Below are 24,268 nucleotides of genomic sequence, written 5' to 3'. Positions count from 1 at the left end.
ATTTATTTGGAATCATCAGAGAAAAATAAACTCGGCTAGACGATCGTCCCTGATGTAGATATCGTTATAAAAACTGATTTCCCCGGAATCGTTTACCCAAGCGGTGAAATACCCAATGTGAATCGGAATTTTCTTTTTCAATATGCAAGTCGTTTCGACCTCGCCTTTCATGGCCTCATTGATGCGTTCTACTGGCCAGTCCGGATCGTCTTTTAAAATCAAAAACGCCAGTTCTTTGGCCTTGTTCGTATTGATACAACCGTGGCTATAGGCTCGGTACTCGTATTGAAATAAATCTTTAGACGGGGTATCGTGTAAATAAATATCATCAGAGTTTGGGAAGACAAACTTAACGAGTCCCAAGGAGTTTCTGGGGCCCGGTTTTTGTCTGGCATTCCCATTGTACCATTCTATATTATGGGTTGTCATATAATTTTCGTTCAAAGTCATTAAGTCCTTTAATTCATTTTCAATGATGCTTTTAGGAATGTTCCAATAAGGGCTAAACACTATTTTGGTTATATTGCTGCTGAGAACAACCGTTTTGGTCATGTTTTTACCTACAAACACTTTCGATTCTAATATATTTATTCCATCTTTTTTATAAAAAAGTTCATAGGATGGAATGTTTATAATGATATGTTCATCGGATTTTGCGAACTCTGGGGCAATCCACCGGCAACGTTCCATGTTCACAATAATGCTTTGAATGTATTTTTCAATTGGGATGTTCATGCGTTGAATGTGCTTTGATGCAATGAGATAATCCGCTTTATAACCATGTCTTTTTTTATAATTCAATACGCCGACCATTAATTCTTCATCGTATACATTACTTTTAGAATCCTGTTTTAAATCTCCGGTGACCGCCAGACGTTGTCTGATTTGGCCAATGGTTCTAGAGCTGTCGTTTGGTTTGTATATTTTTTCCAAAGAATCTATTGCTATGGGTTTCCAATCGCCATTTTTCTCTATCTGACGGTATTTTTTCAAGACATCGCGCAGTTTGTAATATTGTCCAAATAACAGGTTTTCATTATTGCTTAGTAGTTTAGGATTAACTAATAAAGAGTCCAGTAAGTCTTGATAAGAGAGGTTTTTCCTTGGCAAAAGCCATCCCGTTTCCTTGGTTTTCTCCGTGTCGATTCCCTGAAAGACTTTTTTAGCATAAAAAACATACATCGAGGACAGCATGAGTTCGGTATCGGTTTGTGATAAATTTTCTGCGGATTTCTCGCTAAAAATCCCGTCAATTTTATCTTTATAAGCTAAAGTGGATTGTAGTCCTTCTTCCTCCAATAGATTTATTTTAGCATATAATAAATTGGCAGACTCGATAAGTCCTTTGTCATCATGCCAAATAGCGTTGTAGTTTCGTTTTTTGTACAAAGCAGTAACGTCCGACTGGTATTTTTTTAAATTGGGATATTTTTTGAAAAAACGGACAACATCAACGCTGTCAATGGATTTATCGGCAGTAGATTCCTGAAAGACATACAGGGCAAAAGCAATCATCTTAGCCGTCAGATTTTCATTTCTGTTATGGTAAACAGTGACAAGCGAAAAGCCAAATAATATAACTGCTATGGATAAAACATATTTTCTCATGGCATAATTATTTATATAAAGGTAAAGAAATATATTCTTGGTATAAAGTGAATTAACAATGTGTTTGCTGTTAAAATGCTTATTTGTAGCGTATTATGTTAATTTTCTGATTTTATTTGTTTCAGGCAAATTGAAGAAATGATGAAAAAAGAGCTACGCTTATGGAGGACTTTCTTATAAATACGAACCAGGCGAAAAAATAATTTTGCAATAGCGAAGGTTTTCGGAATGATTTTCTTCATTTTTTCTCCGGTAAACCATTCGGTCTTATATATTTCCTTAATTTTGCCGAAATATTTTGAAAAAGTGGGAAGCAAAAATAAATTAAAAAGGTTCAAGGAAAACGAAACATTCAATAACGTTTTTCAACCAACGAGAGAAGAAGTAGTAGGGGATTTATTTCCGCTTAAAGGCAAATGGAATTCGGAATTCTTCAAAAACGAAAATCCATTAGTGCTGGAATTAGGCTGTGGAAAAGGAGAGTATTCAGTAGGTCTTGCCGAAAGATATCCAAATAAAAATTTTGTAGGAATCGATATCAAAGGAGCGCGTTTCTGGCGTGGTGCCAAAACTGCTGTTGAAACCGGATTGCATAACGTGGCTTTTATCAGAACCCAAATCGAATTAATCAACCACATTTTTGCTGAAAATGAAGTGGACGAAATCTGGATTACTTTTCCGGATCCACAAATCAAATACAAACGTACGAAACATAGAATGACGAATTCGGAGTTTTTGCAATTGTATAAAAAAATCCTTAAAAAAGACGGTGTCGTAAACTTAAAAACCGACAGTGAATTCATGCACGGATACACCCTTGGGTTGTTACACGGCGAAGGACATGAAGTTTTATATGCAAATCATAATGTATACGTAAACGAGGGAAGTCCGGAGGAAGTGACTGCATTTCAAACTTTTTATGAAAAACAATATTTGGAAGTTAACAAAGCAATTACGTATATTCGATTTAAAATTAAAGAATAGTTTTACTTTTTTGATTCTTGTACCTTGCCTATGAATTTAATTACTTCCTTGTTTTTGGGTTTCGTTACTGCCTTTGTAGGGATTACACCTCCGGGATTAATCAATATGACAGCCGCCAAAGTGAATCTGAAAGAAGGGAAGATAAGTGCGTATTGGTTTGTTTTAGGAGCGGTAATTGTAATTTTTTTCCAAGCGACACTGGCAATATTATTTGCGCGCTACATTGAAGGCCGGCCAGATGTGATTGTTTTACTGCGAGAAGCGGGATTTGTTATATTTTCGGTATTAACCATTTATTTCCTGTTGATTGCCAAAAAACCAAAAGCTAAGAAAGAGAAAATTAAAAAAAAGAGTATATCCACTCGTTTTTTTCTTGGGATGCTGCTTTCTGCACTTAATTTTTTCCCCATTCCATATTATGTTTTTGTAAGTATCACTTTGGCTTCTTATAAATTGTTTGTTTTTGATCTTTCTTATGTTTTCATTTTTGTGACCGGTGTGGTATTGGGTTCTTTTTTAGTTTTTTATTTATACATCACTTTCTTCCAGAAAATTGAAAACAAAACGGATTATATGATGAAAAACATGAATACCATCATAGGAAGTATAACAGGATTAATAGCTGTAATCACTTTAATCAACATTATTAGATATTACTTGGGATAGTTTTTTTACAAAAGATAGAATAAAATACCGTTTTATCCGATTTACAGATATGTCAAACGACAACTTTTTTGAACGTGTGTACGCCATCGCCAGACAAATCCCTTACGGGAAAGTTACTTCTTATGGCGCTATTGCAAAGGCTTTGGGGACAGCTCGTTCTGCTCGAATGGTGGGTTGGGCAATGAATGCTTCGCATAATCTCGAAGATGTTCCTGCGCATCGTGTGGTGAATCGAAAAGGATTGCTCACAGGAAAGCTTCATTTTGACGGAACCAATCTGATGCAACAATTATTGGAAAACGAAGGCATAACGGTTATTGATAACCAAATTATGGATTTCGAGAAACATTTCTGGCAACCGGAAGTCAGGATTGAGTAGTCAATAAAAGTGCAATGCATTGGGCTTTTGGTCATCAAAAAGCGATATTTTCTGTAATAATCGCACTCAATTTCTTCATCAATAAATGCAATACAAATCCTTTATAATAAGAACTTAATCTGTTATCTTTGCAATCTGAAATCAGTTTAAATAAAGATAATATTCTGGCATTAAAAAGCCAATAGAAAACAGTAAACTAAAAATGAAATTAGACAGAAAAGACATTCTTAAAGCTTTAGAAACGATTACTATAGCTGGAGAAGGGAAAAATATGGTTGAAAGCGGCGCAATAAAAAATGTGATTACTTTTGGCGATGAGGTGGTAGTAGATTTAGTATTGCACACACCGGCGATGCACATTAAAAAACGTGCAGAAGACGATATCAAAAAAACAATTCTTGAATTAGTGTCTCCGGATGCTAAAATCAAAATCAATAGTAAAGTTGAGGTTTCGGACAAACCGGAAATCAAAGGGAAATCAATACCGGGAATCAAAAATATTATAGGTGTAGCGTCTGGTAAAGGAGGAGTAGGAAAATCTACTGTGACTGCAAATCTAGCGGTATCACTGGCTAAAATGGGTTTTTCAGTTGGAATCCTTGATGCCGATATTTACGGTCCGTCTATGCCAATCATGTTTGACGTAGAAAATGAAAAACCAGTTTCTGTAACAGTCGATGGGAAATCAAAAATGAAGCCTGTTGAAAGTTATGAAGTAAAAATCCTGTCTATTGGATTTTTTACGGCACCAAGTCAAGCGGTAATCTGGAGAGGACCAATGGCTTCTAAAGCGTTGAACCAAATGATTTTTGATGCTGACTGGGGAGAATTGGATTTCATGTTAGTCGATTTGCCACCGGGAACAGGAGATATTCACCTTTCTATCGTGCAATCATTGCCAATTACGGGTGTTGTAATAGTAAGTACTCCACAAGCAGTAGCTTTGGCTGATGCTAAAAAAGGAGTTTCTATGTTCATGTCAGAAGCTATCAATGTTCCTGTTTTAGGAATTATTGAAAACATGGCGTACTTCACACCAGAAGAATTACCTGAAAATAAATACTATATCTTTGGAAAAGAAGGAGCAAAAAATCTTGCTGAAGATTTAGAAGTTCCATTCCTTGGCGAAGTGCCAATCGTTCAATCTATTCGTGAAGCTGGAGATTACGGTCGTCCGGCAGCGATGCAAACAGGTTCAGTTATCGAAACTGTTTTCAAAGAAATCACTAGAAATGTAGTGCGGGAAGTAATAAGTAGAAACGAAAATTTACCTGCGACTGAGGCTGTTAAAATAACAACTATGGCCGGTTGTTCAGCAGTAAAAAAATAGACTACTTAGATTTTTAGACTACTTAGACAGACTAAGAAATCTAAAAAGCTAAAAGGTCTAAAAATCCAATAATCTAATTATGACAACAGAAGAATTATTAGTAGAAGTTCAAAAAGCACTCGAAGAAATCAGACCTTTTTTGAATTCTGACGGCGGTGACATCACATTGATTTCCATCGAGGACGACAAACACGTAAAGGTACGTCTCGAGGGAGCATGCACCAGTTGCAGCGTAAACCAAATGACACTCAGAGCCGGCGTGGAAACCACTATCAAAAAGTTTGCACCACAAATAGAAACTGTTGTAAATATTCTATAAAATTGTCATCCTGAGCGCATTCCGATGGCTATCGGAAGAAGGAGGACGTGGCCATTTTAAGAAAAAGGCTACTAAATATAATGGGTAGTAGCCTTTTTTTTTTAAAGCGTCGTTTTTTTGAGAGTTTTGTGTAGGTGGTATTTTTTTGTACTATTAAAATACCTGACAGCCACTGGTTGTCCTCCTCTTAATCTCACCCGAGCGATAGCGAACAGGCGAAGCAAATCTCACGCAAATTTGCAAACCCACAACTCATAACTTATAACTCATAACTGATTTATGGATGTATTAATAAAAATTAAAGATAGAGAAGGAGTAGTGCATGAATTACAGGCTCCAACAGATATGGCCATGAACATCATGGAATTATGTAAAGCCTATGAGCTTCCAGTAGAAGGAACTTGTGGCGGAATGGCCATGTGTGCTTCTTGTCAATGTTATGTTCTTAATGACGTGCCTTTGCCGGAAATGGGTGATGATGAAGAAGCGATGCTGTCAGAAGCATTTTACGTAAAATCAAACAGTCGTTTGGGCTGTCAAATCCCAATCACGGAAAGCCTCGAAGGATTAGAACTGGAGTTGGCTCCTGAAAATTAATGAAAAAGTCCCTTAATAGGGATTTTTTTTGGAATATAAATGCCATATATTCGTGTTGTAGTATTAAGTAAATCAATTGACGTTTTTAAATGAATTCAAATTCTTACTCCCCTGGTTTACATAAACTAGTTACTCTTCAGGTTGATACCGTTAAAAAACTCACTGATAGCAATGGATATATTGCTGTTACTAATCAAATTTTAGATAAATACGGATTAGAACAGGTAGGTGTTATAGTACATAATTTCGATAATAACAGTTTTACTATTGCAGTTTGTCTAAAAGAATCACATATTTGTATCCACACTTGGCCAGAATTCAATCAGCTTACTTTAGACGTTTACTTATGTAATTATTTGCAAGATAATTCCGCAAAAGTAAGAGCAGTAACGCAAGAGTATATGGACTATTTTGATGCTGTCATAATTAAAGATTTTGAGATAAACAGATAAATATGGATGTTTCTTGTTATCAATGCAATACGGTTACTACTATAGAAATTGGTTTTGAGGTCAAAAATTTTGTTTGTCCCAATTGCCAGAGTGTTTATATCTCAGACGCAAATAAAGAATTACGTCGCGAAAGATTATTCAATCACAAAATTGCTCATGTTGGTTTACAAATTGGTCAAAAAGGAATTCTTAAGGGGATTGAATATACCGTAACTGGAATCCTTACAAAGAAAGTGTATGGAGCTTATTATTGGAATGAGTATATCCTGAATGATAAATCGAACCATTTTGTTTATCTCTCTGAGTCAGATGGACATTGGATTTTTTTAAAAGAAATCGAAGATAAATTTGAAGTTTCGAATCGTCCTAAGTTCCTAACTTACGAAGGAATTGTGATGAATCTGTATGATTATACGGATGTTGAAATTGTTTCTGCCCAAGGTTTCTTTGATTTTACACTACCAAAGAAAAAGATACACTCAATAGAATATATAAGTGCACCTAATATGATCTCTATTGAAAAAGATGGGGATACAGAGACGACTTATTTTGGAGAACATATCACTACAAAGGAAATCCGAAAGGGCTTTCCATTTTTTGCACTACCATCAAAAGTAGGAACAGGATTAGTGCAACCCTTTTTTTTTAATATAAGAAATACTGCTATTGTTTTTTGTGTAGCTTCTATTTTGATTCTATTATCTCACTGGTTCATTTATAAAGACAAATTAGAAAAGCAGGTGTTTTATAAAGACCTGACTTTTGATGCTTTTAATAATAAAGAAATTGTAAGTCCTTCATTTGTATTAGAAGGCGGTTCAGCACCTATGACAATTGCGGTTAACTCAGGAGTGAATAATTCTTGGGCAAATGTACAGATTGCATTATTAAATGAGAAAACAAATGATGCGGTTTATGCCAGCAAAGATATCGAGTATTATCACGGCTATACAGATGGCGAAAGCTGGACTGAAGGAAATCCTTCAGAGGAGTTTAATATCTGCGGCGTTGCTGCCGGGAAATACCATTTGGTTATTACACCACAAAAAGCTCCCGAGGATTTGCAAAATAATTCTCTGACAATAAAAGCAGTTTGGGATCAACCTTCAGGTAGAAACCGTTGGTTGACCATTATTTTTATGGCAGTTTTACTAGTCGCTCTCTACTATCTCAATGTTAATTTTGAACGAAAAAGATGGGAAGATTCCGATCATTCCCCTTATAATTAAAACTATGGATGAAGCATTAAAATTTTTGAAAAACAATGTGTTTTCAATCGTGATAGGGTTGTTTGTCTATTCGGCATATTTGTTTTTTACATATTCAGGAAATAGAATCTGCGATTGTGAAACAACAGAAAATTATAGTTCCGGTCAAACTATGGGTCGAAGACCAATAAATACATTTTACCACAAATAACAATTTAAAACTACCTAATCATGGATGTTCTTACATTAAAACCAATCTTAAATTCTATTATTTTTTCTCTTTTGGGAATCGTTATTTTATTGATTGCTTATTTTATTATTGAAAAATTGACTCCAGAGAACACTTGGAAAGAAGTGACACAGAAAAACAATATTGCTGTAGCCATTGTTTTTGGAGCCTTTATCATTGGGATTTCAATGATTATTAGCGCAGCTATTCATGGGTAAGAAGTTTTTAAAATTTGAATATTTACTTCTTTTCGCCGTATTTACTATTGCAACCTGTGGATTAGTCTATGAATTAGTAGCGGGTACTTTAGCAAGTTATCTTCTTGGGGATTCTGTAAAACAATTTTCATTTATCATTGGAGTATACCTCTTTTCGATGGGTGTGGGTTCTTATTTTTCAAAATTTCTCACAAAGAACATGCTCAACACTTTTGTTGAAATTGAAATTCTGGTTGGTTTAATTGGAGGATTGAGTTCAGTAGTGCTTTTTATGTTGTTCGAAAGTGTGTATTCCTTTCAGTTTATCCTTTACCTATTGGTTTTTGTGACCGGTTGTTTGGTAGGACTGGAAATCCCGTTGTTAATGAATATCCTAAAAGATAAAGTCGAATTCAGAGATTTGGTTTCTAATGTATTTACCTTCGATTACATTGGAGCATTATTGGCATCCATATTGTTTCCGTTAGTTTTGGTTCCTCAATTAGGGATTATGGGAACTTCGTTGTTCTTTGGTATGATTAATATCAGTATTGCTATCGCTTTGTGCTTTCTGTTAAAATCAGAGCTCAAAAAAGTCTATTTGCTTAGAGCAAAAGCCATCGCGTCTTTCCTTTTATTGTTTGTAGTTTACCTGTTTTCAAATACTATTTTATCCTATTCAGAAGGAAAAATGTACGGTGAAAATATTATTTATTCAAATTCCACTCAATACCAACGCATTGTTTTAACACATAATAAAAGTGATTATCGGTTGTATTTGAATAATAATCTTCAGTTCAGTTCTACAGATGAATACCGTTACCATGAGGCATTAGTACATCCTGCCATGTCAATGGCAAAGCAAGTAGACAATGTCTTAGTTCTAGGCGGAGGTGATGGATTGGCAGTTCGTGAGATATTAAAATATACTGATGTTAAAAATGTTACCATTGTAGATTTAGACGAAGGCATGACAAAGTTGTTTAAAACAAACAAAATTTTAACCGATTTTAATCATAACTCTCTCAATAATCCGAAAGTAAAAGTCTATAATCAGGATGCTTTTATATGGGCTAAAAACAATAAGTCTAAGTTTGATGTAGTAATTATCGATTTTCCAGATCCATCAAATTATAGCTTAGGAAAACTATATTCCTTGAATTTTTACAGTACTTTAAAAAGTCTTCTTACTGCGGATGCAGTAGTGGTGGTGCAGACTACTTCTCCTTATTTTGCACCAAAATCTTTTTGGTGTATTAATAAAACTTTAATGGAGGTTTTTCCTCAAGTCGATGCTTATCACGCTTATGTTCCGTCATTTGGAGAATGGGGTTTCTCCATCGCAATGAATGGTTTTAAAACCAATTTTAACAAAATAAACAGAGAAGTGGAAGGATTGCGCTTTTATAATTATCAGTTTGATAAATTCAATTATTTTTCCAAAGATATGATTTCAAAAGACATTGAGATTAATCGTTTGGACAATCAAATTCTAGTACGTTATTTCGATGAAGAGTGGGGAAAATTATAGTTATTCCAGGCGTTTTTTTCTAAAAGGGATAGCTGCTTCCTTACTTGTGATTCCTTTTTTGCAATCCTGTCAGGAAAAAGTAATTACTTTACTGATACGTTTGTCAGGGACAAATCATATTTTAGGACATCGGTTACGGGTTAAAAATTTTCCAAAACCTTCCGGTCAAATCCATATTTCCTACTTAATTGTTGGAGGAGGAATTTCGGGCTTGAGTGCCGCACGTCAATTTTCTAAAAAAGGAATTGATGATTTTTTATTGATAGAATTAGAAAATCATTTGGGAGGGAATTCCTCAAATGGAGAAAATAAATACTCTAAATTTCCATTGGGAGCACATTATTTGCCGCTACCCAATAAGCAGGATGCAGCATTGCTTCAGTTTCTTGAAGAAGAGCAAATAATCATAGGTTATGATTCAGAAGGATTTCCAAAATTTGATGAGGAGCAACTTACGTTTGCACCTAACGAGCGTTTGTTTTATAAAAATAATTGGCAAGAAGGATTAATTCCTAAAATCGGAAACTCTTTAGAAGAGGATATTCAATTCAAAAAATTCTTTTTAAAAATGGATGCTTTCCGTGCAGGAAAAGGCGTAGATGGCAAGTATTTCTTCAATATTCCGCTATCATTATCTTCCAGTGATGCTACTATTCGGGGATTTGATACAATTACAATGCAACAATGGTGTGAGGAGGAAGGATTCGATTCGAAGCCACTATTCGATTACATTGATTATTGCTGCAGGGATGATTTTGGTTTGGGAATTAGTTACGTTTCTGCTTGGGCGGGAATACATTATTTCGCAGCAAGAAAGCAAGATAGTACACAAGGTAATAAAGACAATGTACTTACCTGGCCGGAAGGTAATGCCAGATTAGCACATCATTTGCAAAAATATGCTGAAAATAAAACGCTGAAAAATCATTTGGTTTATGATGTGAAAAGTATAGATGGAAAAGTTGTCGCCACTGTTTTTGACGCGGAGAAAAAATTAACAATAGAGATAATTGCTGATAAAGTGATTATGGCTACACCTCAATTTGTGAATCAGTATATAATTAAAAACAGAAAGATGTTGGCACAAAATTTTCATTATGCTCCATGGCTTTTGGCAACTTTGGTTGTTTCTGATTTGGCAGATAATGGTAGTTATCCTTTGTGTTGGGATAATGTTGTATATGGAGCAAAAGGGTTAGGTTATATTTATGACCAACACCAATCCTTGCAACAGGTACAGTCTAAAAAAGTAATTACATACTATTATAGCTTTTCATCTTCAGATGTAAAGAAAAGCAGGAGGGATTTGTATCATAAGAAAAGTGCGCATTGGAAACAACTGGTTTTTGATGATTTGAAAATTGCACATCCCAATATTGAAAGCATTACGGAAGAAATAAATATTCGTCTTTTAGGACACGGAATGATTAGTCCTGTTCCTGGTTTTATTTTTGGCGCAGCCAAGAAAGAAGCATCACAAAATATTGACAACAAAATTTTCTTTGCGCATTCAGATTTGTCTGGAATTTCAATTTTCGAAGAAGCATTTCATCAAGGTATTAATATTGTAAATCAAATAATAGATGGCTCAACCTTGGATTGATAAACCAAAAACGGATGGTTTTTTTATTTTGGCACCTTCATTTGTTGTCATTGCTATTGTGTTTTTGTTCCATGATGCTTTGAAAGTTATTGAGACTAAACATTCTTTTTATACCTGGCTTTTTTTGATCGTTTTTATAGATGTAGCACATGTTTACGCTACGTTATTTAAAACCTATTTCGTTCGCGAAGAGTTTAAGAAAAGAAGAAAATTATTGATTGCCCTGCCTGTAGTTTGTTTTGTTATCGGGATAATTCTTTTCAGTTTCGGCAGTGTTGTTTTTTGGTCAGTTTTGGCATACATAGCGGTTTTTCATTTTATAAGACAGCAATACGGTTTTATGCGTCTTTATTCTCGAAAAGAAGTTAAAACAAATTGGAGTGTAGCTATTGATAATTTGATTATTTACACGGCAACAGTTTACCCAATGTTGTATTGGTCTTTTTCTTCACCTCGGACATTCAATTGGTTTACTGAAAAAGATTTTATTCGATTTGAAAATCAATTAGTACTGGAAATCCTTGGCTGGATTTATGGACTGATTGTAGTTTTTTATATTGTAAGAACAGTTTATATAAGTAGTAAAGAAAGGTATTTTAATATTCCTAAAAATGCAATTATTATAGGAACTTTCCTGTCATGGTATTTTGGTATTGTGTATTTTAATAATGATTTAGTTTTTACGTTACTTAATGTTGTTTCTCACGGCATACCTTATATTGCGTTGATTTATCTCAATGAAATAGATAAAAAATCAGATGTTGATTTAGGAGTTTTGAATTATGCAAAAGGAGGCGGAGGAATATTGTTTTTTATAATTTTTTTATTAGCGATTGCTTTTTTTGAAGAGTATGTTTGGGAAGTTTTCGTTTGGAATGAGCAATTTTCATGGAGCGAATCTGATTTTTCGAATTACCATTTTTTCCTTGTTCCTTTGTTGACGATACCACAGTTTACCCATTATCTTCTGGATGGATTTATATGGAAATCAAAATAGAGAGTTTAGTTTGTAAATCCCAATCACGGAAAGCCTCGAAGGATTAGAACTGGAGTTGGCTCCTGAAAATTAATGAAAAAGCGTTTGCCGAGGCAAACGCTTTTTTTATCTGTAATCTTTTAGATTTGTAGGGCCTTCAAGCACTTCTCTTACAACCTGAAGAATGCCATTCTCTTTAGTATCGATAAACCATTTTATAAGTGTTATCGTTCCATTTACAATTTCAATTCCGGTGATGCTTCTGGGATGCACGCAGCTTCCGTCATTGAAATATGGGGTTGTATTTTGACTTGGATACGAAAAACTGGGACGATGCGTATGACCTACAATGGTAATTTTACGATTGTTGTCCTCAATCCATTTTTTTATGCGCAGTTCTATTTTTATCCGTTCCACATAATTTTTGGCGGGACTCGTAGGGTCTGATATTCCCCAAATTTGTAGCGGTTTCCATAAGACACGCACCATAAACCTGTTGATTTTCCAACCAATGTAATTCATAAAATCGGCTTGATGACCGTGGGTTAAAAACAGTTCCTGTTTCGTTTCCTGATGAACTAAAACGATGGCTTCATGACATTTTATACCGGTAAACAAAGGTTCAATTCTGTCATTTTGTGTGTTTGTATACGTAGTAAGCGTTTTCTCTACATGATCTTTATCTCGAAAAGTCATTTCGTGATTGCCCCAGATTTTATGGTATCTATTGGAATCGTGGAATTTCTTTAGTAAAAGATACACGTTTTTGTGTGCTTCGAAAATAGTTTTAAAGAAAATATTCTCCCATAATTCATCCCCGTCACCCAACTCACAATACGCAAAACCATCATTATAATATTGGGTCATGGCATGAAAATAGACATTTCGGTTGCTTGCAAAATCATCAGCAAAACTGTTGTCACTTCTGTGGCAGTCACTAAAAATGATAAATTTAGAGTGATCGTCAAAAGGAATTCTTTTGGCTTCTTTGTAGGCTCTTGTTAATCGTTCTTGGGAAGACATTTATTTATTTTTAAAAAAATAAAGATAAATAAAAACGGTTTGCATAGCTGTTTTTAAATACACACTTCTTTATGAAGTATATTCTCTTCGATAGCGTCCCAAAGACCAATGCGTTTCTCTAAGGCTAAAATTGAAATTTCTTCTACATCAGACCATTTTTGAGGATCAGTTCCACAAAGTTCTGTTATCATTTTCATTGCCATTGGGCCATGGTCGTCAGTATCCAATTCGATATGTCTTTCGAAATAATAAATGAGTTTACTCAAATCAGTTTTGGGGAAATTTTCTTGAAAGTTTTTCAAAATAGCGGTAAACATGCCTGGAATTAGATCTTCTCTTCCAAAAGTGAAAGCAGCTGCAATTTCATGCGATTTTCCTTCGTCAATAACTCTGAAAGTAAAGTCTAAGAAAGCTTTGATGTTAGGGTGTAAATTGCTTTTTTTAATAGCAACAAATATGTTTTTAAGCGAATTTACTTCGGATAAAAAATGCTCAATTCCAGCGGTGTTTGCTCCACAGGCTTCCATCGCTTCAATGTACATTTCATAATGACTTTGGCGACGGCCATCAATTGTCAAATCTGATTCTTCTGCAAGGACTATTTCGTTTATCAAATACCTAGTTTCAGGATTTTCTGTAGCGAACCAAGGAGTTGTTGTACAAGTTAATTTGGATTGTAATGCTTTTAATAAGGACATGAAGTCCCAAACTGCATATACGTGGTTTTCTTGAAAACACTGTAAGTCCTCAATAGTTTTTACTTTTTTATATAAAGAATGTTGTAACAATAGTTCTTTTTGGGACTGAATGCTATTGTTGATTGTTTCAATATTCATAAGTGGTATTTTTATGTAAATATAAAAAAGCTTCTTGTTTCCAAGAAGCTTTTTCTATCAATTTTATAAACACTTTAATAGTTCTTTATTACTATTTAAAAGCTGGAATTCCAGTAATATCCATTCCAGTAATCAACAAGTGAATGTCATGGGTTCCTTCATAAGTAATTACTGATTCAAGATTCATCATGTGACGCATGATAGAATACTCTCCGGTAATTCCCATTCCGCCTAACATTTGTCTGGCTTCACGAGCAATATGGATTGCCATATCTACATTATTTCTTTTGGCCATTGAGATTTGAGCTGTTGTTGCTTTGCCTTCATTTCTCAAAACGCCTAATCTCCAAGTCAATAATTGTGCTTTAGTGATTTCAGTAATCATTTCGGCCAATTTCTTTTGTTGCAATTGAGTTCCTGCAATAGGTTTGTCAAACTGGATTCTTTCTTTAGCATAACGCAATGCCGTATCGTAGCAGTCCATTGCTGCGCCAATAGCGCCCCAGGCAATTCCGTAACGTGCTGAATCAAGACAACCAAGTGGTGCTCCTAATCCAGATTTATTTGGCAATAAGTTTTCTTTTGGCACTTTTACATTGTCAAAAATTAACTCCCCAGTTGATGACGCACGAAGCGACCATTTGTTGTGCGTTTCCGGAGTAGAAAAACCTTCCATTCCGCGTTCTACAATTAAACCGTGAATTCTTCCTTCTTCATTTTTTGCCCAAACAATAGCAATATCAGCAAACGGTGCATTTGAAATCCACATTTTGGCACCATTCAATAAATAATGGTCTCCCATGTCTTTAAAGTTGGTAATCATGCTTCCTGGATCTGAACCGTAATTAGGTTCAGTTAATCCGAAGCATCCCATAAATTCTCCTGTGGCTAACTTTGGCAAGTATTTTACGCGTTGCTCTTCATTTCCGTATTTCCAAATTGGATACATCACCAAAGAAGATTGTACAGATGAGGTAGAACGAACGCCAGAATCACCACGCTCAATTTCTTGCATGATTAAGCCGTATGAAATCTGGTCTAAACCTGCACCACCGTATTCTTCTGGAATATAAGGACCAAAACCACCAATTTCACCCAAACCTTTTATGATTTGTTTTGGAAATTCCGCTTTTTGAGCATATTCTTCTATAATAGGAGACACTTCACGTTTTACCCATGCACGGGCAGAATCACGTACTAGTTTGTGCTCTTCTGTTAGTAAATCGTCTAAGTTATAATAATCTGGAGCTTGAAATAAGTCTGGTTTCATGGTTTGGTAATTTTTATATGTGACAAATTTACATAAAGAAATATAACAAAAGCATAAACAATTGTTATATTTTTATGTACTTGGTTTATTTTACTATCAAATTGAGTTTCTAAAGTACAACTAAAGTTTCAATTAAATAGGAAACTATGAAATTTTGGGATTGGTTTAAAGGAAGTTTTTTACATCTTCAAATAAAAATCCTTAGTCAAGGCAATGTATTCTGGAGTATAAATATGCCTACGGTTTCAATGGTAAATACGGGGTTGTTCCAATTAAAAGTTTTAGTACGGCTGAAACAATTAAAATGTTACTCCGCTTTAGCTAATAGTGTATCTTGAATTAGGAAAAGTAAACGTGTGAATATTAAATTTTCCTAGGAAATTTATTTTATAATTAATTTCTTATTATATAATACTATATGTTTGTAAATATAAAACAATACATACTTTTTTGAAAAAGTCAGTGCACGGGAAATAATCAAAAGTGGTTTGTATTTGATTTGTACAATATATTTATCATTTTAAATTAAAATCATGATAAATTTTAAAAAACTTTCAAGAGAAGAATTAAAAAATGTCCTGGGTGGTCAAGGTTGCAGTATTGCTGTTCAAGAATCTAATAAATCATAGACAACTAGACAAGGAGAATGTAAACAAGTATTTCAGAATCCAAGAGAGAAGTCAAACCTTGAGATTATGATATACTTGCTAAGTACTTTTGGTATAAAAACATCGTTATATTTACTTACGGTTAATAATTGTATTTTTAGAAAAAAACATAAAATTATGAGATCATTTCTTTTTACTGCTGCTTTCATTGCGTTAGTTAGTTTTTCTGTTTTCTCCTGTAAAAGCAGAAATTACATTACTTATTACAATAAATCGAACTCCATTGATAGTGTTTATAAGCTTAATCGTGATACCATTGCTTTTATAAAACGATACAAAAAACTATTTAAAAAATACAATCCGCCCAAGAGCTACGGAACCTTTGTCAAATACGAAACCTATATTGTTTTTGCTGACAAGTACAGCAAAAACTTTGGAGAAAAAAAGAGCTTGTATAAATTACTTGATTTAGTGGCTCCTTATAACGAACATTATAAGACATTGTTTCCGCTTTGCGAAAAATACGGAATAGATAGCTTAAGTGTTGAGCAAAAAATAGCGAGTAGTAAAAAAAACAGGAATAAAAGACTAATCGATTCTTTTTCTGTTGCTTTTGTTCGTGACCAAAAACTAGGACGTTCAGATTCTTTGACTATAGTGAAAAATGATAGAATAAATGCAAGACTTCTTAAATGGACGATAGAAAATTATGGTTATCCGTCACCACAAAAAATTGGTATGACAGGAAATAATGGTGTGTTTATGCCTATGCTGACATTTTTGAGTCACATGGGGGGTGGCGTACCAGAATATTATCCCTATTTGAAAGATACATTATTGAAGTATGTAAAATCTGGAGAGTGTTCTCCCAGGGAATATGCAACAATGATAGACCGTCATGAACATGAAAATAAGCGGGAAATCCTTTATGGTGAATACCTTTTTAATTTTTCAGATCTTACAAAAGTAAACCGTAATAGGAGAAGCATCGGTCTGAAAAGTATGGTCGATAATGTAAAAAGGTAAACAACTACATCTTTAAATAAAAATCTTTTGTCAATTCAATGTATTCTGGGGTGTATTGATGTCTTGAAGTTTCGATAATTAATTCATTAATTGGAAAATTCACACTTTCATTTCGGCTGAAAGCCAATAAACTCCGCTTGATTTCGGTAGTTGGAGTGCCTTTTACCCTGGTTATTTTTAAAGGATATAATTCATATTCTTTGGCTAGAGCCAAAAAAATTTCTTCTTCTTTAAAAGGAATGATTACGGAAAAAATCCCGTTTTCCGAAAGTAATAAGTCGGCCGCTTCAATTAAATCTTCAAAAGGCATTGCGTCAGCAAAACGTGCTAAATCTCTTTGTTCAGTTGCTGATTTAAAATCATCGGTATAAAAAGGAGGATTGGAAACAATTAAATCATATTCGTCTTCAGGTTCTTCCACAAACTCGTCCAAACCGGCATGAAAACAAAATAAGCGATCACTCCAAGGGGAGTTTTCAAAATTATCTACGGATTGTTCGTAGGCTTCTTCGTCTATTTCTAAGGCATCAATTTGTTCGGCGTTGCTTCTTTGTGCCAACATCAAAGCGATTATACCTGTTCCGGCTCCAATATCTAAAATGCTAAATGGATTGTTTTCAATTGGTGTCCAAGCGCCAAGTAAAACGCCGTCGGTCCCAATTTTCATGGCACAACGGTTCTGTTTTACAACGAATTTTTTGAATGAAAACATAATTTAGGGTATAAAGAGAAAAGTAAATTCCAATATTTTAAATTCCAAATTCCAATTTTTATGACCGAAATTCAAATCTGTGAGGGCGCTAAATTAAACTTTAAATTCCGAAATTAAAATTTTTAAATTCCAATTTGAAACTGGAATTCCATTTCCAGTTTTGGAATTTGGGATTTGGGATTTTTTTATAGAAATTTATGGGGCTTTACAAATTATTGAAGATAATATTTTGCGAAGCTCTTCCACTTCAACTAATAACGGATTAGAATGGCTGGAAAATTCAGGGTTTAAATCATGCAATAGGCGTAACCAATATTTTGATTCTTTAGCTTCTTTTCTGGATATTTTTAATCGAAATTTAAAATCTTTATCTCCCAGTTTTTCATTCGCCTCAATATAGTTGGCGCCAACAGAACCGGAAGATCTTACGAGTTGTTTGCCGTCTTCAATATTTGATGTTATTTTAGATAAAGTTCGAATATAAATTCTACAGTCTTTCGCGAATAAAAAAGTTCTCTCTTCTAAGTCATAAGGCTTTTCCATAAACAAAAATTAAATTTCAATATAAAAAATTTCAAATTCCAATGCTCAAATTCCAAATTCCAATTGAAAATATTAAATGTCAATACTGAAATTCCAAATTTAGCTTAAATTGGTTTTAAATTATTGATTTTAATCACAATTATTGGGTTTTCCTTCTCAATTTTGGAATTTTTGATTTAAAATTTTGGAATTCCCTTCTTTATATTGGAATTTCAGTATTGGATTTTTCTTTTCTGTTATTGGAATTTCCTTTCCTAAGTTGGAATTTGGAATTTAAAATATTGGAATTTCCCTTTTAAAGGTACATTTCAATAAGTCCTTCTGGTAAATCCATGATGACTTTTTTGTTTTCCCTATCAATTTTTACAAGAAAATGGTCAATCATTGGAATAAGAATTTCTACTTCACCGTTTAGAACTTCAAATAGAGGTTGGGCAGTAGTATCATTTATGGATTGGATTTTTCCAACAACGCCAAGGCGTTTGTCTTCAACTTCAAAACCAATTACTTCATGGAAGTAAAATTTGTTGCCGGTAAGTTTTGGCAACATATTTAAAGGAAGATAAATGGCGTTGCCTATAACAGCATCTGCATCTTCTTCGGTATTCATATCTTCAAAACGAATTCTAAGAAAGTCGTTTTTGTGCAGTGAACTGCTTTCAATAAAAAAAGGAACCAAGTGTTTGTTGCATTCAACAAACACTGATTCCAAGTTTTCGTATAACTCAGGTTCGTCCGTGTCTAAATAGGCAAGAACTTCCCCTTTGAAACTAAATTTTTTAGCGATTTTACCTAAGTAGAAACAATCTTCTTTACGCATCTTCGCCTTCTAAAATTATGCTTCAGTTGTTTCGTTATTTTCTTCTGCAGCTGGAGCTTCTTCAGCTTCAACTTCAGCAACTTCTTCTTCAACAGCAGGAGTTGCAGCAGCAATAGCATCAGCTTCTGCTTGTGCAGCAGCAGCTAAACGTTTTGCGTTTACTTCTTGTTCTGCTTTGAAAGCTTTTGCTTTATCAGCAGCTTGAGCTTTAGTCAAACCTTCTTTTTTAGCATCAACTTTTCCAGCTTTAGCTTCTAACCAAGTAGCTAATTTTGCATCAGCTTGTTCTTGAGTTAAAGCTCCTTTACGAATACCTCCATCAAGGTGGTGTTTCAATAAAGCACCTTTGTAAGAAAGAATTGCTTTAGCAGTATCAGTAGGTTGAGCACCATTGTGCAACCATTTTACTGCGCTATCAAGGTTTAATTCGATAGTTGCTGGGTTAGTGTTTGGATTGTAAGTACCGATTTTCTCTAAGTATTTACCATCTCTTTTTGAGCGAGCATCTGCTGCTACAACCCAGTAAAAAGGTTTTTGTTTTTTACCGTGTCTTTGTAATCTAATTTTTACTGACATAATCTTGAGATTAAATTTTGAGGTACTCGACCTCGATTAATTAAGGGTGCAAAGATACATTTTTTATCGATAAATACTAATTCGATTGGTGTTTTAATGAATGGTAATGTTTTAGGTATGGCTATTGTTTTTATTTTTTAGTTCAATTTTATTTTTTTAAGGTCTAATGTCATACTTTTGTTTCTCTAAAAGATGCATTTTATGAAAAAATATTTTTTGTTTATTGTCGTACTTTTTTCTTTAATCTCTTGTGAAGAAGATATTAGTTTTAATAATCCTTCACTACAAGGCATGAAGGATAATGTGTTTTGGAGAGGCGTGCAATCTAGAGCAACACTAGCCACTGATGGATCTTTGCTTATAGAATCCTTTACAGCAAATGAAACACTATCTTTAAAAACTACTTCTACTACTGCTCAAACTTATTTTTTAGGAACCAGTGAGTCTAAAAAAGCAATTTATACTGTCACTGATGCTACCAATGGGTTGGTTACTTTTTCTACCGGTTTTGGGATAGGAGAAGGGCAAATTGTGATAACCGAATATGACGCTATTAATAATACTATCACTGGTACTTTTAAGTTTAATGCCGAAAATGCAAATAGCAACTCGTTAGCCAGCCCAGTTGTTAATTTTCAGCACGGAGTTTTTTATAAGGTTCCTGTAGTTCGTTCTCTGAGTCAGTAATCTACGAGGGGTTAGTTTTTCATAACACTTTAATTATCTGCTTTAGAATTTTCGTTTTAATTTTTTTGAAATTAAAATAAAAACATAAATAAGCTAATATATAGTAGATTAGAAAAAAATTAGAGTACATTTGTTCTATTATTTAAATAAGTACATATGAATATTTTTGTTGGAAGCCTTCCATTCAGTATTGAGGAAGCAGATTTAAGAGAGTCTTTCGAGGCTTACGGAGCAGTTGATTCAGTTAAAATTATTACTGATAAATTTACTGGAAGAAGTAAAGGATTTGGTTTTGTTGAGATGCCAAATGATGACGAAGCTCAAAAAGCGATTGATGAATTGAACGGAGCTACTGTTCAAGGACGTGCAATTGTAGTAAACAAATCTGAGCCTAAACCAGAAGGTGAAAGAAGAAGTTTTAACAATAACAGTCGTGGTGGAGATTCACGCGGTGGTTATGGTGGTGGAAACAGCCGTGGTGGAGATAACCGTGGTGGTGGAAACAGAGGAGGATATTAATATTTTTTTCTACAATATAAAAAAAGGTGTCAATTTATTGACACCTTTTTTGTTGTTTATTATTTTGTCTAAAGCTGAGTAAAAGCTAAAATGAGTGTTGTTTTTTAGGTTGTAATCTTAGCTATTACTCAATTTTTAAACAAAAAACTTTAAGAATTTATAGATTAGCAACTAACCAGTCACCAACCTCACTGGTTTTGTATGCTTTTGAGTCTTTAGAAGCTAAATCCTCTGTTACGATTCCTTGTTCTAATGATTTGTTAACTACCGTTCTAATAGCTTCTGCTTCTTCTTTTAATCCAAAAGCATCTTCAAACATCATCGCCGCAGATAATACTGTCGCTAATGGATTAGCAATATTTAATCCTGTAGCCTGAGGATAAGAACCATGAATAGGTTCGTACAAAGAGGTATGCTCTCCTACAGATGCTGATGGCATTAATCCCATAGAACCAGAAATTACAGAAGCTTCGTCTGTTAATATATCTCCAAATAAGTTTTCAGTAATTAGGACATCATAAGAGTTTGGCCATTGTACTAAACGCATCGCTACAGCATCAACAAATTCATAGCTCACAGTTACTTCAGGATACTCTTTTTCCATAGCTTGTACTGTTTCTCTCCATAAACGAGAAGTTTCCATTACGTTTGCTTTGTCCACACAACATAATTTTTTACTACGTGTCATCGCGAGTTCAAAGCCTTTTTTAGCTAAACGTTGTACTTCAGCTCTTGTGTAGGTACACGTGTCAAAAGCAGTTTCACCATCGTCTTTTCTTCCTTTTTCTCCAAAATAGATTCCTCCGGTAAGTTCTCTTAAGAAAACTAAATCAGTTCCTTCGATACGTTCTCTTTTTAAAGGAGAGTTGTCAATCAAAGAAGGGAATGTAAATGTTGGACGCACATTGGCAAATAAACCTAATTTTTTACGCATCAATAATAAACCTTGCTCTGGACGAACGGGAGCACTTGGGTCATTATCATATTTTGGATGTCCAATGGCTCCGAATAAAACAGCATCAGCAGCCATACAAATTTCATGAGTTTCGTCCGGATAAGGAACTCCAACGGCGTCAATGGCACAAGCTCCTGTAAGTGCAGGTGTCCAAGTAATTTCATGGTTGAATTTTTTTGCAATAGCATCCGAAACTTTTACAGCTTCATTGATTACTTCTGGTCCAATTCCGTCTCCGGCTAAAAGGGCTATGTTAAATTTCATTAGGTCTATTTTATATTAATGTATTTCTATTTATTATTGGGCTGCAACCACATTCAACATTTTCTGGGTTGCTATAATAGCGGCAACTGTTTGGTCTGAATCTAATCCTCTTGTTTTAAATTCTTTTTCATTATTTGTCCAGGTAATTATGGTTTCGCATAATGCATCAGAACTACTTCCTGGAGGAATTCGTACAGCATAATCAATCAACTTGGGCAATTCTAAATTTTTGCTCTTATATATTTTTGCCAATGCATTCATGAAAGCATCAAATTGTCCATCACCTTGCGCGTGTTCTTCAATTATTTCTCCGTCTATTTTTAAAGATAAAGTGGTCGATGGACGCATGCCTTTTGCATGAGATAATATATAGGATTCAACAACAATTTTTTCTTGATAAGTTTGACTGTCTAATACATCAGAGATGATATAAGGTAAATCTTCTTTGGTAACCGTTTCTTTTTTGTCGCCTAATTCGATAATCCTTTGGGTAACTAACTTTAGATCCTCAGGGTTTAATTGTAGGCCTAATTCCTGAAGGTTTTTTTCAATATTAGCTTTTCCGGATGTTTTTCCTAGGGCGTATTTTCGTTTTCTTCCAAAGCGTTCTGGAAGTAAATCATTAAAATATAAGTTGTTTTTATTGTCACCATCGGCGTGAATGCCAGCAGTTTGTGTAAATACATTGTCGCCAACGATAGGCTTGTTGGCAGGAATTCTATAACCGGTAAAAGTCTCTACTAATTTACTTACGGAGTATAATGATGATTCTTTTACACTGATTGCTATTTGTGGAAAAAAGTCATTGATTACAGCAACAGTACTTTCAAGCGGTGCATTTCCTGCGCGTTCTCCCATCCCATTTACGGTTACGTGAAGTCCCTGAATACCTGCTTTAACAGCTTCCATTACATTAGCAATACTTAGATCGTAGTCGTTGTGTGCATGAAAATCAAAATGAGTTTCAGGGTATCTTGCTATAATTTTAGAAATAAATTCAAAAGTTTCAGAAGGGATTAAAACACCTAAAGTGTCCGGTAGTAAGACTCTTTTAATCGGTTGTTTGGTCAAAAAGTCTAAATATTCAAACACATATTCAGGTGAATTGCGCATTCCGTTACTCCAGTCTTCCAGATAAACATTTGTGTCAATATTGTTTTCCTGAGCCAAAGCAATGGCTTCAGCAATTTCTGTAAAATGCTGTTGGGGCGTTTTCTTTAACTGATGTGTTAAATGGTTAAGAGATCCTTTGGTCAATAAATTCTGGACTTTAGCACCCGTTTTTTTCATCCAATCTATGGAAAGTCCGCCATCTACAAAGGTTAAGACTTCGATTCTATTGGAGTAATTTTTTTCGTTAGCCCAAGTCATAATCCCTTTTACACCTTGAAACTCTCCTTCGCTAACACGTGCCGAAGCAATTTCAATTCTATCAATATTTAATTCTTCCAGCAATAATTGCGCAATGGTTAATTTTTCTGCAGCAGAAAATGATACTCCCGAGGTTTGTTCACCATCACGGAGTGTCGTATCCATTATTTCAATTTTTCTTTTTTTCATTATAAATTTGATGCTAAAAGCGGTTTTGACTTCGGTAATTTGAAATCTTGTTGTTGTGTTTTATAAAAAGGTAAGCAGTTATCTGGCTTAACAATACTATTGAGCATACGATAACTGCATTTTTATTGTTTGTTTTTAATAAGGAAGTTGATTGGCAAACCCAACAATTTCTTCTTTGATGTTTTGCAAATAATCAATATCATCAAAACCGTTAACCATATTGTCTTTTTTGTATCCGGAAATATCAAAAGATTCTTTTTGACCAGTTGCTTTTAGCGTAATGGTTTGTTCTGGAAGATTTATTTCCAATTCTGTTTTTGGATCAGCTTCAATGGCATTGAAAATAGTTTCAGCAAATTCAGGACTCACTTGTACTGGTAAAACACCAATGTTTAAGCAATTTCCTTTAAAGATGTCTGCAAAAAAACTAGACACAACGGCACGAAATCCGTAATCGTAAACTGCCCAAGCCGCGTGCTCTCTAGAAGAACCCGAACCAAAGTTTTTCCCGCCTACTAATATTTTTCCACTGTAAGTTGGGTCATTCAATACGAAATCTGCTTTTGGAGTGTCATCTCCGTTGTATCTCCAGTCTCTGAAAAGATTGTCTCCAAAAGCTTCACGTTTGGTAGCTTTCAAGAAACGTGCTGGGATAATTTGATCGGTATCTACATTTTCTATTGGTAGTGGCACTGCACTACTGGTAAGGATATTAAATTTATCGTATGCCATTTTTTTAGGTTTCAGGTTTTAGGTTTCAGATTTCAGGTTCCTTGTTTAGAAAACAGAA

The 24,268-nt window shown here is 34.4% G+C and carries 27 protein-coding genes; 16 read left to right on the top strand and 11 right to left on the bottom strand.

Annotated elements, in window-relative coordinates; translation table 11 throughout:
• Positions 1–15 precede the first annotated feature (15 nt).
• Positions 16–1,608, bottom strand: a complete 1,593-nt coding sequence (locus tag E0I26_RS06085) for a L,D-transpeptidase family protein (protein WP_131915603.1) — start codon at positions 1,606–1,608, stop codon at positions 16–18.
• Between the two features lie 306 nt (positions 1,609–1,914).
• On the opposite strand from E0I26_RS06085, the gene trmB reads away from it, so the two are divergent.
• The 12 genes from trmB to E0I26_RS06020 all read left to right on the top strand — a co-directional run bounded on the left by trmB (position 1,915) and on the right by E0I26_RS06020 (position 12,100).
• Complete coding sequence (trmB, locus tag E0I26_RS06080) at positions 1,915–2,592, top strand: tRNA (guanosine(46)-N7)-methyltransferase TrmB (RefSeq protein WP_131915688.1); 678 nt, start codon at positions 1,915–1,917, stop codon at positions 2,590–2,592.
• Between the two features lie 30 nt (positions 2,593–2,622).
• Entirely contained in the window at positions 2,623–3,258 is a 636-nt protein-coding gene (locus tag E0I26_RS06075) for a LysE family transporter (protein ID WP_131915602.1), read from the top strand.
• Positions 3,259–3,307: 49 nt separating this feature from the next.
• A complete protein-coding gene (locus E0I26_RS06070; protein WP_131915601.1) occupies positions 3,308–3,637 on the top strand; it encodes an MGMT family protein in 330 nt (109 codons plus the stop codon).
• A gap of 202 nt (positions 3,638–3,839) precedes the next feature.
• Positions 3,840–4,967, top strand: a complete 1,128-nt coding sequence (locus tag E0I26_RS06065; protein WP_131915600.1) for an Mrp/NBP35 family ATP-binding protein — start codon at positions 3,840–3,842, stop codon at positions 4,965–4,967.
• 79 nt (positions 4,968–5,046) lie between these two features.
• A complete protein-coding gene (locus E0I26_RS06060) occupies positions 5,047–5,286 on the top strand; it encodes a NifU family protein (RefSeq protein WP_091172742.1) in 240 nt (79 codons plus the stop codon).
• Positions 5,287–5,565: 279 nt separating this feature from the next.
• Positions 5,566–5,883, top strand: coding sequence for a 2Fe-2S iron-sulfur cluster-binding family protein (locus E0I26_RS06055; RefSeq protein WP_073205174.1), 318 nt, complete (start codon positions 5,566–5,568; stop codon positions 5,881–5,883).
• 89 nt (positions 5,884–5,972) lie between these two features.
• Positions 5,973–6,335 carry an S-adenosylmethionine decarboxylase family protein gene (locus tag E0I26_RS06050; RefSeq protein ID WP_131915599.1) on the top strand — a complete coding sequence of 121 codons (363 nt, stop codon included), beginning with the start codon at positions 5,973–5,975 and terminating at the stop codon, positions 6,333–6,335.
• A gap of 2 nt (positions 6,336–6,337) precedes the next feature.
• On the top strand, positions 6,338–7,564 hold the full coding sequence (locus E0I26_RS06045) for a DUF4178 domain-containing protein (RefSeq protein WP_131915598.1): 1,227 nt from the start codon (positions 6,338–6,340) through the stop codon (positions 7,562–7,564).
• Positions 7,565–7,774: 210 nt separating this feature from the next.
• Positions 7,775–7,990, top strand: coding sequence for a DUF350 domain-containing protein (locus E0I26_RS06035; protein WP_131915596.1), 216 nt, complete (start codon positions 7,775–7,777; stop codon positions 7,988–7,990).
• A complete protein-coding gene (locus tag E0I26_RS06030; RefSeq protein WP_131915595.1) occupies positions 7,983–9,500 on the top strand; it encodes a polyamine aminopropyltransferase in 1,518 nt (505 codons plus the stop codon). The genes E0I26_RS06035 and E0I26_RS06030 overlap by 8 nt, the downstream gene beginning before the upstream one ends.
• Positions 9,478–11,103 (top strand): flavin monoamine oxidase family protein, encoded by a 1,626-nt coding sequence (locus E0I26_RS06025; protein ID WP_131915594.1) that lies wholly within the window; start codon positions 9,478–9,480, stop codon positions 11,101–11,103. Before E0I26_RS06030 ends, E0I26_RS06025 begins: the two co-directional genes overlap by 23 nt.
• Positions 11,084–12,100, top strand: a complete 1,017-nt coding sequence (locus E0I26_RS06020; protein WP_131915593.1) for a hypothetical protein — start codon at positions 11,084–11,086, stop codon at positions 12,098–12,100. Before E0I26_RS06025 ends, E0I26_RS06020 begins: the two co-directional genes overlap by 20 nt.
• 105 nt (positions 12,101–12,205) lie before the next feature.
• Here the strand turns inward: E0I26_RS06020 and E0I26_RS06015 are convergent, their stop codons facing one another.
• From E0I26_RS06015 to E0I26_RS06005, 3 genes are all read right to left on the bottom strand, one after another.
• Entirely contained in the window at positions 12,206–13,102 is an 897-nt protein-coding gene (locus E0I26_RS06015; RefSeq protein WP_131915592.1) for a metallophosphoesterase family protein, read from the bottom strand.
• 53 nt (positions 13,103–13,155) lie between these two features.
• Positions 13,156–13,938: a DUF3050 domain-containing protein gene (locus E0I26_RS06010; RefSeq protein WP_131915591.1), complete on the bottom strand. Its 783-nt coding sequence runs from the start codon at positions 13,936–13,938 to the stop codon at positions 13,156–13,158.
• Between the two features lie 91 nt (positions 13,939–14,029).
• The gene (locus E0I26_RS06005; protein WP_131915590.1) at positions 14,030–15,208 is read right to left on the bottom strand and encodes an acyl-CoA dehydrogenase family protein; all 1,179 of its coding nucleotides are present in this window, start codon (positions 15,206–15,208) and stop codon (positions 14,030–14,032) included.
• A 533-nt stretch (positions 15,209–15,741) separates the two neighbouring features.
• Between E0I26_RS06005 and E0I26_RS16730 the strand changes: the two genes are divergently transcribed.
• Together E0I26_RS16730 and E0I26_RS05995 are read left to right on the top strand one after the other, a co-directional pair.
• Positions 15,742–15,837 (top strand): bacteriocin-like protein, encoded by a 96-nt coding sequence (locus tag E0I26_RS16730; RefSeq protein WP_131915589.1) that lies wholly within the window; start codon positions 15,742–15,744, stop codon positions 15,835–15,837.
• Positions 15,838–15,993: 156 nt separating this feature from the next.
• Positions 15,994–16,842, top strand: a complete 849-nt coding sequence (locus tag E0I26_RS05995; RefSeq protein WP_131915588.1) for a hypothetical protein — start codon at positions 15,994–15,996, stop codon at positions 16,840–16,842.
• Between the two features lie 4 nt (positions 16,843–16,846).
• Here E0I26_RS05995 and E0I26_RS05990 read toward each other — a convergent pair whose 3' ends face one another.
• The 4 genes from E0I26_RS05990 to E0I26_RS05975 form a co-directional block, all read right to left on the bottom strand.
• Positions 16,847–17,554, bottom strand: coding sequence for a tRNA1(Val) (adenine(37)-N6)-methyltransferase (locus E0I26_RS05990; protein ID WP_131915587.1), 708 nt, complete (start codon positions 17,552–17,554; stop codon positions 16,847–16,849).
• A gap of 195 nt (positions 17,555–17,749) precedes the next feature.
• On the bottom strand, positions 17,750–18,097 hold the full coding sequence (locus E0I26_RS05985) for a four helix bundle protein (protein WP_131915586.1): 348 nt from the start codon (positions 18,095–18,097) through the stop codon (positions 17,750–17,752).
• A 295-nt stretch (positions 18,098–18,392) separates the two neighbouring features.
• Positions 18,393–18,917, bottom strand: coding sequence for a ribosome maturation factor RimM (gene rimM / locus E0I26_RS05980; protein ID WP_131915585.1), 525 nt, complete (start codon positions 18,915–18,917; stop codon positions 18,393–18,395).
• A 15-nt stretch (positions 18,918–18,932) separates the two neighbouring features.
• On the bottom strand, positions 18,933–19,493 hold the full coding sequence (locus E0I26_RS05975; RefSeq protein WP_131915584.1) for a 30S ribosomal protein S16: 561 nt from the start codon (positions 19,491–19,493) through the stop codon (positions 18,933–18,935).
• Between the two features lie 201 nt (positions 19,494–19,694).
• Here E0I26_RS05975 and E0I26_RS05970 point away from each other — a divergent pair, with 201 nt between their 5' ends.
• A complete protein-coding gene (locus E0I26_RS05970) occupies positions 19,695–20,180 on the top strand; it encodes a DUF6252 family protein (protein WP_131915583.1) in 486 nt (161 codons plus the stop codon).
• A gap of 156 nt (positions 20,181–20,336) precedes the next feature.
• Complete coding sequence (locus tag E0I26_RS05965) at positions 20,337–20,699, top strand: RNA recognition motif domain-containing protein (RefSeq protein WP_099713722.1); 363 nt, start codon at positions 20,337–20,339, stop codon at positions 20,697–20,699.
• A gap of 157 nt (positions 20,700–20,856) precedes the next feature.
• Here E0I26_RS05965 and leuB read toward each other — a convergent pair whose 3' ends face one another.
• The 3 genes from leuB to leuD form a co-directional block, all read right to left on the bottom strand.
• Positions 20,857–21,918 (bottom strand): 3-isopropylmalate dehydrogenase, encoded by a 1,062-nt coding sequence (leuB, locus tag E0I26_RS05960; protein WP_131915582.1) that lies wholly within the window; start codon positions 21,916–21,918, stop codon positions 20,857–20,859.
• 33 nt (positions 21,919–21,951) lie between these two features.
• The gene (locus E0I26_RS05955; protein ID WP_131915581.1) at positions 21,952–23,478 is read right to left on the bottom strand and encodes an alpha-isopropylmalate synthase regulatory domain-containing protein; all 1,527 of its coding nucleotides are present in this window, start codon (positions 23,476–23,478) and stop codon (positions 21,952–21,954) included.
• A gap of 135 nt (positions 23,479–23,613) precedes the next feature.
• Positions 23,614–24,210 carry a 3-isopropylmalate dehydratase small subunit gene (gene leuD / locus E0I26_RS05950; protein ID WP_131915580.1) on the bottom strand — a complete coding sequence of 199 codons (597 nt, stop codon included), beginning with the start codon at positions 24,208–24,210 and terminating at the stop codon, positions 23,614–23,616.
• Positions 24,211–24,268: the final 58 nt, after the last annotated feature.

The sequence above is a fragment of the Flavobacterium rhamnosiphilum genome (assembly GCF_004349195.1).
In the GTDB taxonomy this organism is placed as follows: domain Bacteria; phylum Bacteroidota; class Bacteroidia; order Flavobacteriales; family Flavobacteriaceae; genus Flavobacterium; species Flavobacterium rhamnosiphilum.
The sequence above is the reverse complement of the archived record's forward strand: the minus strand, read 5'-3'. Positions and strand labels throughout refer to the sequence as shown.